The 12,914-nt window shown below is 63.2% G+C and carries 12 protein-coding genes; 6 read left to right on the plus strand and 6 right to left on the minus strand.

Features of this window, described 5'->3' with window-relative positions; all coding sequences use genetic code 11:
* Window positions 1–24: 24 nt before the first annotated feature.
* From AC1DWQ_RS09795 to AC1DWQ_RS09805, 3 genes are all read right to left on the minus strand, one after another.
* A complete protein-coding gene (locus AC1DWQ_RS09795; protein WP_477669437.1) occupies window positions 25–942 on the minus strand; it encodes an alpha/beta hydrolase in 918 nt (305 codons plus the stop codon).
* A gap of 111 nt (window positions 943–1,053) precedes the next feature.
* Window positions 1,054–1,368 carry an EF-hand domain-containing protein gene (locus AC1DWQ_RS09800; RefSeq protein ID WP_477669438.1) on the minus strand — a complete coding sequence of 105 codons (315 nt, stop codon included), beginning with the start codon at window positions 1,366–1,368 and terminating at the stop codon, window positions 1,054–1,056.
* Between the two features lie 74 nt (window positions 1,369–1,442).
* Window positions 1,443–1,985: a hypothetical protein gene (locus AC1DWQ_RS09805; protein WP_477669439.1), complete on the minus strand. Its 543-nt coding sequence runs from the start codon at window positions 1,983–1,985 to the stop codon at window positions 1,443–1,445.
* A 279-nt stretch (window positions 1,986–2,264) separates the two neighbouring features.
* On the opposite strand from AC1DWQ_RS09805, the gene ompR reads away from it, so the two are divergent.
* Both ompR and AC1DWQ_RS09815 read left to right on the plus strand, forming a co-directional pair.
* Window positions 2,265–3,014, plus strand: coding sequence for an osmolarity response regulator transcription factor OmpR (gene ompR / locus AC1DWQ_RS09810; RefSeq protein ID WP_477669440.1), 750 nt, complete (start codon window positions 2,265–2,267; stop codon window positions 3,012–3,014).
* Window positions 3,015–3,024: 10 nt separating this feature from the next.
* A complete protein-coding gene (locus AC1DWQ_RS09815) occupies window positions 3,025–4,359 on the plus strand; it encodes an ATP-binding protein (RefSeq protein WP_477669441.1) in 1,335 nt (444 codons plus the stop codon).
* A 109-nt stretch (window positions 4,360–4,468) separates the two neighbouring features.
* On the opposite strand, the gene AC1DWQ_RS09820 is transcribed toward AC1DWQ_RS09815, so the two are convergent.
* Window positions 4,469–5,098 (minus strand): NADPH-dependent F420 reductase, encoded by a 630-nt coding sequence (locus tag AC1DWQ_RS09820; protein WP_477669442.1) that lies wholly within the window; start codon window positions 5,096–5,098, stop codon window positions 4,469–4,471.
* Between the two features lie 106 nt (window positions 5,099–5,204).
* Between AC1DWQ_RS09820 and AC1DWQ_RS09825 the strand changes: the two genes are divergently transcribed.
* Complete coding sequence (locus AC1DWQ_RS09825) at window positions 5,205–6,134, plus strand: LysR family transcriptional regulator (protein ID WP_477669443.1); 930 nt, start codon at window positions 5,205–5,207, stop codon at window positions 6,132–6,134.
* 131 nt (window positions 6,135–6,265) lie between these two features.
* Window positions 6,266–7,168, plus strand: a complete 903-nt coding sequence (locus tag AC1DWQ_RS09830) for a ketopantoate reductase family protein (protein WP_477669444.1) — start codon at window positions 6,266–6,268, stop codon at window positions 7,166–7,168.
* Window positions 7,169–7,266: 98 nt separating this feature from the next.
* On the opposite strand, the gene AC1DWQ_RS09835 is transcribed toward AC1DWQ_RS09830, so the two are convergent.
* On the minus strand, window positions 7,267–8,862 hold the full coding sequence (locus AC1DWQ_RS09835) for an alkaline phosphatase D family protein (protein WP_477669445.1): 1,596 nt from the start codon (window positions 8,860–8,862) through the stop codon (window positions 7,267–7,269).
* Between the two features lie 439 nt (window positions 8,863–9,301).
* Here AC1DWQ_RS09835 and AC1DWQ_RS09840 point away from each other — a divergent pair, with 439 nt between their 5' ends.
* Window positions 9,302–10,114 carry a formate/nitrite transporter family protein gene (locus AC1DWQ_RS09840; RefSeq protein ID WP_477669446.1) on the plus strand — a complete coding sequence of 271 codons (813 nt, stop codon included), beginning with the start codon at window positions 9,302–9,304 and terminating at the stop codon, window positions 10,112–10,114.
* Window positions 10,115–10,185: 71 nt separating this feature from the next.
* A complete protein-coding gene (locus tag AC1DWQ_RS09845) occupies window positions 10,186–11,931 on the plus strand; it encodes a bifunctional protein-serine/threonine kinase/phosphatase (RefSeq protein WP_477669447.1) in 1,746 nt (581 codons plus the stop codon).
* Between the two features lie 20 nt (window positions 11,932–11,951).
* On the opposite strand, the gene AC1DWQ_RS09850 is transcribed toward AC1DWQ_RS09845, so the two are convergent.
* Entirely contained in the window at window positions 11,952–12,848 is an 897-nt protein-coding gene (locus tag AC1DWQ_RS09850) for a LysR substrate-binding domain-containing protein (RefSeq protein ID WP_477669448.1), read from the minus strand.
* Window positions 12,849–12,914: the final 66 nt, after the last annotated feature.

Here is a 12,914-nt window from a genome sequence, read left to right on the forward strand (position 1 = left end):
TCAGCCTGTTTTTCTTTAAATTCGTCAGCGCGGCAGCAGCCCCGCCATAAAACCGTCTACCGCATCGGTATACCCGCCGGGCAGGCCCAGCGTGGTGTTGACCTGCTCATGCGTTAGGTCTTGCGGCAGCACACTGGCCCGCGCACCCCTGGCTGTCACCTTCGCGGCAAAGTCACGCGACTGTGCGCAGGGGTCATCCGCCCGTTGTGTCGAGCAGACCAGCAGCATCGGCGTGGCGTCAGCCGCCAGCACGCTGCTGGGTGACACAGTGCGCCAATAGGTTGGGTCGGCGCCAAACACGCGGTCGTAAAACCGCATGTGCCGTGCTTTCATGATGCGCTCAAGGTCCAGCGCGGCGCTGTCAAGCGCCACGGTGCCGAGCCAGGGTTTGGCACCAGACTCGCGTGCCAGTGCCGGCGAAGCGCCCAGCAGCGCCACCAGGTGCGCGCCGGCCGAATGTCCCATGAGGATGACCTTCGCCGGATCGCCACCCCACGAGGCGGCCATGGCTTGCGTCTTGGCCAGGGCGCTGGCTACATCGCGTGCCTGCACCAGCGGGTCAACCTGCGGCGACAGGCGATAGCCCACCGACACCAGGATGTAGCCCTTCTGTTTGACCCACCAGGCCACCTTGTTGTCGGTCACGTTGGCCATGGCCTTGTTGCCCACCATCCAGGCGCCGCCGTGCACCATGACGATGACCGGTGCGTTGGCTGCCGGCTGCAGCGGCAGGTAGGCATCCATGCGCTGGCGTGGGTCTGTGCCGTAGGCGATGTCGGGGATTTGCTGCACACCGGCCGGCACGGTGGACCTGGCGGTTTTTCGCGCCAGGCGGCCACTGTCCTGCTGGGCAGCCACCGGCCCGGCATAGAGAACCGCGGTGAGCAGGAACGCAAGCGCAAGCGTCGGCCAGTGCGTGGGGAGGCGAGGGGCAAGGGACATGTCATGGCTCCAGTGGTGTTGCGGCGGGCAGGCCGGACAGCATATCCGGCCCGCCTCTGACCTTGTGCGTCAACGATGGGTCAGGTATTCGGGCGGCGCGATGCGCAGTCATTAGCCAGCCGGTTTGCGCGAGCCTTTTTTCGACGCCACAAAGGTCTCGATGTCGGCCAGCGAGATAGTGCCTGCATGGCTGGCGTCGATGGCGTCAAAGTTCTTGTACACCTTGGGCATTTTTGCCTGCGCTTCTTCGCGGGTCAGCTTGCCGTCCTTGTTGGTGTCGGCCGCCTCAAAGCGTTTTTGCAGTTCGGTGCGGGCCTTTTCCAGTCGGGCGGCGTTGGGTGCCTGTGCATGGGCCGCGGTACCCAGCATGAGAAAGCCCATGAGGCCCATGATTGAAAGTGTGCGGAGATTGAAAGAGAAGGCCATGAGAGCGCTCCAAAAAAAATGAAAGTGAAGGTTGAAATTTTGAAAACCGGATTTGATAAAAGGCCCAGGCCCGTTTAGCGCGAAGGGCAGCTCATCGCCGCGCCGGCAGCGTCATAGCAGGTCGTGCTGCGGGTGACACCGGTGGCCTGGTTGTAGGAGGCCGTGCTTTGCACACTGTTGCCGGTGGCGGCGCTGGTGGCCGTGGTGTTGCGGCTGGCGTTGACGGCGCCGTCGGCGGTTTTGCTGCTGTTGCCGCTGCTTTGCACGCTGCCTTTGGCGCCGGTGGCGGCAAACTCCCCGCTGCGTTGTGCCGAGCCGTCCGCGCTGCGGCTGGCCTGGCCGGTGCGCACGGCGGTGGCGCCGTTGGGGCCTGTGGTGGAGGCACTGCCCACGGTACTGGCATTGCCTTGCCCGTCGGCGGTAGTGCTGCGGTTGCGTACCCGTGTGCCGCCTTGTGGGCCCTCGCGGGTGACCGCCCTGGTGGCGGTGGCGCTGCCATCGGCATGGGTCCGCACCACGTGGCGGCTGGCCGCTTCGGCGGGGGTGGCAAAACCTGCGGCCAGCAGGGTGCATGTCAGGGCGGTGGTCAGGGCAGTGGCGGAAAGCATGGTTTTCATGGTGAACTCCTTGAAGGTTGACGTTGAACGGTGAAGCGTCTTGAGGTTCCGGCCGCATCGCAGCGCCGTGATGCCACTGTGGCCGCCAGATGTGAGCCAGGCATGGCTGCAAGCGGCCTCTTGATGACAAGGCATGAATAAATCCCGGCTTTGTCATCGTTTGTCATGATTTGCCGGGCAGGTGGCCAGGCGCGGGCCGCTACCATGGGGCATCTTTCTTGCGGCGGGGTGTTTTCTTATGGTTGTTTTCAGCGCGCTTTTGCAAACAGGCCCTTCACGATGAGCGAGCCGCTAGCCCGGGTCCTGGTGGTCGACGACGAGGCCGACCTGCGCAGCCTGTTGCAGCGTTACCTGAGCGACCAGGGTTACGCCGTGCGCACACTCGAAGACGCCAAAACCTTGGACACCCTGCTGGCGCGCGAACGTTTTGACGTGCTGGTGCTCGACGTCATGATGCCGGGCGAAGACGGGCTGGCGGTGTGCCGCCGCCTGCGCGTGCAGGGCGAAACCATTCCCATCGTCATGCTGACCGCCCGCGGCGACCCGGTGGACCGCATCGTCGGGCTGGAAATGGGGGCCGACGATTACTTGCCCAAGCCCTTCAATCCGCGCGAGCTGCTGGCCCGCATCCAGGCGCTGGTGCGCCGGCAGCGTATGCTGGGCGCGCACAGCGGCCCGTTGCCCGGCCAGGGTACGGTGCAGTTTGGCGCCTTCACCCTGAAGCTGGAAGCACGCCGGCTGGAAAAAAACGGCGAAGACGTGCCACTCACCACCGGTGAATTCAGCCTCCTGCAGGCATTGGCCCTGCACCCCAACCGGCCGTTGGGCCGCGACAGGCTGATCGAGCTGGCCTATGGCCGCGACCACGAAGCCACCGACCGCAGCATCGACGTGCAGGTCATGCGCCTGCGCAAGTTGATTGAGGCGGACCCTTCCCAGCCGGCGCACATCCAGACCGTGTGGGGCGTGGGTTATGTGTTTGTGCCGGAAGGCGGTGCGGCAAAAAGCGGCAAGGCGGGCAAGCCGTGAGGCTATTTCCATGAAGCTGTTTCCGCGCAGCCTGTTCGGCCGCAATGTGCTGCTGATCGTGGTGCTTATCGTGGTGGGCCAGCTGGCCAGCGCGCTGCTGGTGCGCCAGCTGATCATCAAGCCCCGACTGGCGCAGCTTTCGGTGGCGGTGGCGCGCAATGTCAGCTCCATCCGTGCCGGCCTGGCCGCCATGCCGCCCGCGCAGCGCGAGGCTTTTGTCGCGCAGTTCAACCGCCGCGCCATGCAGGGCATTGCCGATGACGACGAGGGTGACGGCCGTGGCGAACGCCGGCTGCTGAGCCGGCTTGAGCGGCGCTTCGTCAATGAAGCCTCGCGCGGCATCGCGCTGGAAGGCGAGGGCTCCGAGATCATCTGGCGCCGCGAAGCCGGCGGCAGCCTGGCGGTGCGGCTGCGCCTGGACGGCGCCGACCATTGGGTCAACCTGCCCGGCGTGCTGCCGGCGCGTGAATTCACCGGCGCCTGGGTCGTAACCTCGCTCGCCAGCGCCTTGCTGGCCTTGCTGGGCGCGCTGCTGATTCACCGTTACCTGAACCAGCCCCTGCGCCGCGTGATGGCTTCGGCGCACACGCTGGCGGGCGGCACCAGCCCGCAGCCGCTGCCCGAAGACGGCCCCACGGAAATCGCCGACCTGAGCCGCAGCTTTAACCAGATGGTGCGCAGCCTGGCCCAGGCCGACGACGAGCGAGCGCTAATGCTGGCCGGGGTGTCGCACGACCTGCGCACACCGCTGACCAAGCTGCGCCTGGGCATCGAGATCCTGCGCGACAAGGCCGAAAAAGCCGGTCAAGGCGACGATGAGCTGATGGCCCGAATGACACGCGGCGTGGAAGAAATGGACGCCATCATCAGCCAGTTCCTGGACTTTGCCCGCAGCACCGAAAGCGAAGCGCCGGCGCCGGTGGCGCTGGATGTGCTGGCGGCTGAGGTGGCGGCCGCCTCGGCCGGCCACGGCATGCCGGTGGCGCTGCAGGGCGGCAACCCGCCGCCGGTGCCCTTGCGCCCGCGTGCGATGCGCCGCGTGCTCACCAACCTGGTTGAAAATGCCTGGCGCCATGGGCTCCCGCCGGTCACCATAGCCACCGGTACGCAGGGCGATTCGGTCTGGATAGCGGTGACGGATCACGGCGCCGGCATTGACGCCGGGCAGGCCGAGGCCTTGAAGCAACCCTTTCGCCGCGCTGAAAGCACACGCACCGGCCCGCCGGGCGCCGGGCTGGGCCTGGCCATCGTGGACCGCATCGTGCGCGCGCACGGCGGCAAGTTTGAGCTGCTGCCTGCCGACGGCGGGGGCCTCTGCGCCCGGATCACGCTGCCGCGGGCCTGAAACACCCCAAAAAAAGGCCTCGAAAGGCCTTTTTTGAGTGTCAAAACGGGCTGCAGGCCAATAGAGACGAGCGCAAGCAGCTATTGATTTGATAGCGATTGCTGCGGCTTCACCCGAACTGCACCAGGTTGAGAATGGGCAGCGGGCCGCCGGGAAACTGCGCCAGGCGTCCACCCACGGCCAAAGTGCCGAGGTCGATTCCCGAGAACCCGAGCTGGCTGATCAGTGCCGCCACGGTCGCCTTTGCCTTGGCGTCGTCGCCCGAGAAAAACAGCACGCGTTTGCCGCCCTGGTCGGCGGGGTCAGTGGCCAGCAACTGGGCGACCAGGTGGTTAAAGGCCTTCACCACGCGCGCGCCGGGCACCAGCTCGGCAAACACTTCGCTGGAGGCGCGGCCGTTCAACTCAACGGGCCGGAGAGGAGGGCCTTCGACCGCGTTGTTGGCGTCAATGACGACACGGCCGCCAAAGTTGGGCAAACCGGCCAGCGCTTCAGGCAGGCGACCCCAGTTGACGGCCACCAGCACGATGTCTTTTGTGGCGGCTTCCTTGACGGTGCCGGCGTGGATGGTGGGGCCGAGTTCGCGCACGATGTCTTTGAGCGAGTCCGGGCCGCGGCTGTTGGACAGCGTGGCATGGATGCCCTGGCGGGCCAGGGTTTTGGCAAATGCCGTGCCGATGGCGCCGGCACCGACGATCCCGATGCTGGGGGTGCTGGATGGGGTTGAGAGGGTAGACATAAATTCACTCCTTGGTTGTTGATGGGTGAATGATGGGTTTTTGATTGCCTTTTGATAAGCAGGTAATTGATTGAATTATTTTCAATCATTACTTTAAAATGGTGAAATGGAAACCCTGGCCAACCTCGAATCGTTTATTCGCAGCGCCGAAGGCCGCAGCTTTTCTGAGGCGGCACGGCGCTTGGCCCTGACGCCTGCCGCCGTCAGCCGCAACGTCGCCATGCTGGAGCGAAACCTGGGCGTGCGGCTGTTTCAGCGCTCGACCCGCAAACTCACGCTGACCGAAGCCGGTGAACGCTTCCTGGTCTCGATCAGCGGCAACCTCGATGCGCTGCAGTCCGCCATCGCGGCCATCTCCAGCGACAGCGGCGCCCCCGCAGGTCAACTCAAGGTCAGCATGTCGCCCACCTTTGGCATCGACTACATCGTGCCGCTGCTGCCGGCCTTCCTGGACCGTTATCCGCTCATACGTCCTGACTGGTACTTTGAAAACCGCCCGGTCGACCTGATCGCCGAGGGGTATGACGCGGCCATCGGCGGCGGCTTTGAGCTGTCGCCAGGCGTGGTGTCGCGCGCACTGGCCCCGATCCACCTGGTCGCCGTGGCATCGCCCGCCTATATGGCAGGCCAGCAGGCCCCGGCCGACCCCGCGGGCCTGGCCGGGCTCAAAGGCATCGCCCTGCGTTCCAGCGGAACGGGCCGGGTTCGCCAGTGGGTCATGCGCAATGCGGCCGGCGCGGAAGTTCCGGCAGGTTTCATGGATTCGGTGGTGGTGAACGACCCGACGGCCATGCGCGCGGCAGCGTTGCTGGGCCTGGGCGTGACGCTCGTGGCTTTGCCCGATGTACTGCCTTTGCTGGAGCGCGGTGAACTCGTCAGGGTGCTGCCGCAGTGGTATGTCGATGCCGGCGTGATCTCGATTTACTACGCCACGCGCAGCCAGATGCCTGTCAAGACGCGGGTGTTCATCGATTTTGTGGTCGAGGCCTTCGAGCGCGACCAACTGGCCCGGCGCTTTACCGGCGGCCCGGGCTAAGAGGCCCGGTCGCCGGCAAGGGCGGCCCGGGCTAAGAGGCCCGGTCGCCGGCAAGGGCGGCAGACTTCGCCCACAATTCCTTTTTACGTTTCCCCTTCCGTTTCCGTATCTCATTGAAGGCAAAGACACCCATGACCCAATCCCTCAAAGCCGCCGTGATGGGCGCAGGCGCCGTTGGTTGTTATTACGGCGGCATGCTGGCCCGTGCGGGGCTTGACGTGGTGCTGATCGCCCGGCCCCGGCATGCTGACGCCATTCAGAGTGACGGCCTGCACATGGAAACCCGCACTTTCGACGAACACGTGCGCCTGGCCGCCAGCAGCGAACCCACCGCCGTGCAGGGCGCCGGCCTGGTGCTGTTCTGCGTGAAGTCCACCGACACCGAAGCGGCCGGTGCATTGATCCGGCCGCACCTGGCGCCAGATGCGCTGGTGCTCTGCCTGCAAAACGGCGTCGACAACGCCGACCGCCTGCGCACTGTGCTGCCGCAGCATGCAGTGGCTGCCGCCGTGGTGTACGTCGCTACCGAAATGGCCGGCCCCGGCCACGTCAGGCACCACGGCCGCGGCGAGCTGGTGATTGAGCCGGCCAGCCGGAGCGAGGCCGTGGCCCAGGCCTTCATCGCAGCCGGTGTGCCGGTTGAAATCTCCAGCAATGTGCGCGGCGCGTTGTGGGCCAAACTCATCCTCAACTGCGCTTACAACGCCGTCTCGGCCATCGCGCAGCTGCCGTACGGCAAAACCGTGCAGGGCGAGGGCGTGAAAGACGTCATGCGCGACGTGGTGGCCGAATGCCTGGCCGTGGCAGAGGCCGAAGGCGTGCAGGTGCAGGGCGACATGCACCTGGCCGTGGACAAGCTGGCCGGCAGCATGCCCAACCAGTTGTCATCCACCGCACAAGACCTGGCGCGCGGCAAACCCACCGAGATCGACTACCTCAACGGGCTGGTCGTCAGGCGCGGTGAAGCGCTGGGTGTGGCCACGCCGGCGAACCGGGTGTTGTGGGCGCTGGTGAAGTTAATGGAAGGCAAGTGACGCATTCAGTTGCTGCCGGCCAGTGCACCAGAGCACTGCCGACGCAGCGAAGCTGACTGCGCTACCGCGGCTTTGACGCGGCCTCGTGTTTCAGCCGGTCAGGCGCGTTGCGGCGCCAGTGTCTTGGTGTAAAGCGACGCGCCGGCCAGGTCTTTCAAGGTGACTGTCATGGCCCTGGTTTTCGCGTCGATGTCGACCTGGCCAAAGAACTGCATGCCGTTGGTGGGTGGCGCGTTCACTTCGGTGGGGGCTTTCTGGTACATCACCTGCATGCCGAAGGTGGCGTCGGTTTTGTTGGGCCCAAATCCACCGGCGTTGAGCGGACCCGACACAAACTCCCAGAATGGCGAAAAATCATTGAACCTGGCCTTGGCCGGGTCGAAATAATGCGCGGCGGTGTAGTGAACATCGGCCGTCAGCCACACCACATTCTTGATGCCGGCACGCTTGATCTCGCGCAGCAGGCGCGCAATTTCGATTTCGCGACCCAGGGGGACGCCATCGTCACCGTTGGCGATGGCTTCCCAGCGGCTGCGGCCGTCGCTGTCTTTGCCATCGTCCACATGCAGGCTGATGGGCATGTCGGCGGCGATCACTTTCCAGACCGATTTTGAGCGCTTCAGGCCGTCCAGCAGCCAGGCAACTTGAGGGCGGCCCATAAAGGCGCTTTCTTCGGTTTCGCTGGTTTGCAGGTTATGGCTGTTGGGACCGCGATAGCTGCGCATGTCGACCACAAACATGTCCAGCAGGGGGCCTTGGGGCAAATGGCGGTACACACGCTCACTCTCCACGTCGGCGGTACGGCGTATGGGCGCAAATTCATGAAAGGCCCGGGTGGCGCGCGCCACCAGCAAGGGCACATTCTTTTCGGTGTAACGCTTGTCGGCACCGAAGTCTTTGGAGTCAGACCAGTTATTGGCCACCTCGTGGTCATCCCATTGCCAGATTTGCGGCACTTCAGCTGCCATGCGGCGCACATTGGTGTCCATCAGGTTGTAGCGATAGCGGCCGCGGTACTCGTTGAGTGTTTCCGCGACCTTGCTGACCTCTTCGGTGACCACGTTGTTCCAGAGGGAACCATCAGCAAGCTTGACCTGCGCCGTGATGGGACCATCGGCGTAAATCGTGTCGCCACAATGCAGGAAGAAGTCAGGGTTGACCTTTCGCATCTGCTCGTAGATTTTCATGCCGCCCCATGCCTCGTTGATGCCCCAGCCTTGCCCGGCCGTATCGCCACTCCATGTGAAGCGCACGTCGCGTACAGCCTTGGCCCCTGCGCCGGCAGGCAGACGCAGGTGGCCGGCCACGGCTTCAGACAGCACACGTTCGTTATGCAGGTCTTGCAGCACCACCCGGTAGAAAATTTCCTGGCCCGCCGGCAGGCCCGTCAGGTCCACGCGCCCGGTGAAGTCGGTGTCGTCCATCAGGTAAGGGCCCCGCACGCGCGTGGCATTGGTAAAACTGGCGGTCGTTGCCCACTCGAGCCAAAGGCGTGAAGGCCGGTCGCTGCGGGTCCATATCACCGCGCCGTCCGCTTTTGGGTCGCCACTTTGAACCCCGTGGGCCATTTGGGGCCGCATGGCTTCGCGCGTGATGAGGGCAGGGGCTGACTGCGCCTTGGCGAGGCGGGGAAGCACCATGGCCGAGCCTCCCAACACGGCAGCAGTCGAATTAACAAATTGTCGGCGATCCATGGGTTTCTCCAGAAAAAGTAGTGGCGTTGGAGCGCCTATTCTTTTGGCAGGACATGTCAGCTTCATGAATCATCTGCCCGTCGAAAAGCTGTAGTGCTGCCGGGTGCGCATCGTCCAAGCCAGCGCCTGGGTGGCCAGACGATGTAACGGTTGGCACCAAAATATTTGTCAATGGCGTTGAAATGCACAAATTTGGGGCGACGCAATCGCCTCCGCAGTGCCTCCGGGGGCCAGCAAGGCCGGATCCGCGGTGTTTTGCTAGCGGCACGGTATGTGCTTGCATCCCTGAGGTCAGGCTGACGAAGGCCTGCGCAGGGTAAAGCGAGCTTCGCGGTGCCCAATCGATCTGAATGGATAACGGCGTCCACTTCGGTCTTCAATCTTTTTGAAGATCTCGAAGTGGATTTTTTTTTGGCAAAACAGGATTTAGAGGGATCGTATGGCTTATTTAGTGCCTTCGGAATTTGTGACCAAGATGGTGGATGCGGGTGAATCCAAAATCTTCATGTCTACCCGCGACACCGTGATCCGGGCCTATATGGCCGGCGCCATCCTGGCGCTGGCGGCCTGGTTCGCCGTCACCATCAACGTGCAAACCGGCCAGCCGCTGCTGGGCGCCGTGCTGTTTCCGGTCGGTTTTGTCATGCTCTACCTGTTCGGCTTCGACTTGCTCACCGGCGTGTTCGTGCTGTGCCCGCTGGCGCTGATCGACAAACGCCCGGGCGTCACGGTCAAGGGCGTTCTGCGCAATTGGGGCCTGGTGTTCACCGGCAACTTCCTGGGTGCCTTCACGGTGGCCGTGATGATGGCAATCTACGTCACCAACGGCTTTTCGACCGAGCCCAACGCCGTGGGCAAGGCCATCGGCGTTGTGGGCGAGAACCGCACGCTGGGCTACCAGAAGTACGGCGCCAACGGCATGCTCACATTGTTCGTGCGCGGCATGCTGTGCAACTGGATGGTGTCGGCCGGCGTGGTGGGGGCGATGATCTCCACCCAGGTGAGCGGCAAGGTGATCGCGATGTGGATGCCCATCATGCTGTTCTTCTACATGGTGTTCGAGCATTCCATCGTGAACATGTTCCTGTTCCCGTCCGGCCTGCTGCTGGGCGCGCATTTCACCATCATGGACTACCTGATCTGGAACGAAATTCCGACGGTGCTGGGCAACCTGGTGGGCGGCCTGGCCTTCACCGGCTTGACGCTGTATGCCACGCACATTAAAACCGGACCGTCACGTTCCTTTAAATAACCTGCTTTCAAAACAAAAGCTCCCGCGCATGCAAGATACAAAGATGCGCGGGGGCTTTGCCGGTACCCCACATGTCCAGTGAACTGAAGATATCGGCAGGTCAGTATTCGGACAAGGGCCGCAAGGAAACCAACCAGGATTTCCACGGCATCTATGTACCCAAAGAGCCGCAACTGAGCGCCAAGGGCATTGCCATTGCATTGGCCGACGGCATCAGCAGCAGTGCCGTCAGCGACGTGGCCAGCCAGTACGCCGTCACCGGTTTCCTTGAGGACTATTACTGCACCTCGGAAGCCTGGTCGGTCAAGACATCGGCCGAGCGGATCCTGAGCGCCACCAACTCCTGGCTGCATGCGCAGACACAGAAAAGCCAGTACCGCTACGACAAGGACAAAGGCTATGTGTGCACCCTGAGTGCCATGGTCATCAAGTCGACCACTGCGCATATTTTTCATGTCGGTGATTCACGCATTTACCGCCTGCGCGGCAAGGCGCTGGAACAACTGACCAACGACCACCGTGTGTGGATTTCCCAGGGCCAAAGCTATCTGGGCCGCGCGCTGGGCTTCAAGCCGCAGCTTGAGATCGACTACCAGACCCAGCAGGTGGAGCAGGGCGACATCTTTCTTCTGGCCACCGACGGCGTGTATGAACACGTCAGCGAATACGACATGGCCGGCCTCATCCACATCTGTGCCGACGAGCCTGGCGGGCTGGATATGGCAGCCAAGTCCATCGTCGAAAAAGCCCTGGAGCGAGGCAGTGGCGACAACCTCACGGCACAAATTGTCCGCGTCGATGAGCTGCCCAACGGGCAGGCCGGCGAGCTGCTCCAGCAGCTGTCAGGCCTACCGCTTCCGCCCATCCTGGAGGCCAGGACGCAGTTTGACGGCTACACCATCGTCCGCGAAGTGCACGGCAGCAGCCGCAGCCACATCTACCTGGCCACCGACAACGACACGGGCGCGCTCGTCATCCTTAAAACACCGTCGATAGATCTGGGCGGTGACCCGGCCTACCTTGAAAGGTTTTTGACGGAGGAGTGGATCGCCAGGCGCATCAACAGCGCGCATGTGTTGAAGCCTTATGTGCCGACCCGAAAGCGTCATTACGTGTACGTGGCCACCGAATACATCGACGGGCAAACACTGAGTCAGTGGATGATCGACAACCCCCGGCCCGGCCTGGAAGCCGTGCGCGGGCTGGTGGAGCAAATCGCCAAAGGCCTGCGCGCGTTTCACCGGCTGGAGATGCTGCACCAGGACCTGCGACCCGAGAACGTCATGATCGACAAGACCGGCACGGCCAAAATCATTGACTTTGGCTCAACCCGCGTAGCCAGCCTCATGGAAGCAGATGCGCCCGGCGGGCACAACGACATTCTGGGCACGGCCCAGTATTCGGCGCCGGAGTATTTTGTGGGCGAGGGCGGCACCACGCGTTCAGACCTTTTCTCGCTCGGCGTCATCACCTACCAGATGCTGACAGGCAAGCTGCCCTACGGCGCCGAAGTGGCCAAGTGCCGGACCCGGGCCGCACAAAGCAAGCTGCGCTATGACTCCGTTCTGTACGAAGACCGTGACATACCCGCATGGATAGACGGCGTGCTGCGCAAGGCCGTTCACCCCGATCCCGCCAAGCGCTATGGTGAGCTGTCGGAGTTCTTGTACGACCTGCGTCACCCCAACCAGTCATTCCTGGACAAGACCCGTCCGGCCTTGCTTGAGCGCAACCCGGTGGCGTTTTGGCGGGGTGTTTCGCTGGTTCTGGCTGTGGTCGTTGTGGTGCTGGTGGCGCTCAAGTCTGCCGGCGGATAGGCCTGCAACTTGCCCTTGTCTCAGACCTGCCCAGCTGTCGCTTCCGCCAGCAGCCAGGTGCGAAATACCTTGAGGGCTTCAAGCCCGGCCGACTCTTCTGGATATACCAGGTAGTAGCCGCGCGTAGACACCCATTGTTTCTTCGAAAGCTGGCGCAAGCGGCCGGTGGCGACCGCATCCTTGGCCATGAAATCAGGCAGCAGCACTGCGCCCAGGCCCACCACCGCGGCATTCAGGGCCATCGACATCAACTCATAGCGTGGCCCCTCTTGCCCGGTGCCGATTTCCATGCCTGCGTAGTCGAACCACTTTTGCCAGGCGTCCAATACCGTTGTGTGGTGTACCAGGGCGGATAAAGGCGTTCGGGACGTCAGCGACTTTCCGTTTTTGGCTATCCATGCCGGTGCGGCATACGGAGCCATGGCCAGGGGCAAAACAAAGTCGTTGTGCAGGCCCGGCCGTTTCCCGTCGCCAAATTCGAGCGAGGCATCTACCGGCATGCTCTTGAAATCAACCGAGCCCACGCGGGTGGCGAAGTTAAGAGTGATTTCGCTGTACGCGCGGGTGAAGTCCGGCAGGCGCGGAATCAGCCAGTAGCTGCCCAGCGATGCGCCGACCGACAGCGTCAGCGAACCCCCGCGCCCTTTGAGTGCCATCACATTGGCCGTGGCGCGCTCAAGGCGCTGGAGAATGGCGCTGACTTCTTCCAGGTAATAGCGGCCGGCCTCCGTCAGGACCACCGCATCCCGGCGCCGCACAAACAGCTTGAGGTCAAGGCGGCTTTCAAGCGCCATGATCTGACGGCTGACTGCACCTTGTGTCAGGTGAAGCTCTTGCGCAGCTGCGGTAAAAGACCGCAGCCGCGCGCTGGCTTCAAGGCACAGCAGGGACATCGTGGAAGGCGCGCGTAGCATCATGGTGCATGAGAAAAAGACATGGAAGACGGACAAATTGTCGTTTGTAGCCAAAGATTTGTCCAAGCA

This window comes from Polaromonas sp. P2_G11, from assembly GCF_056403595.1.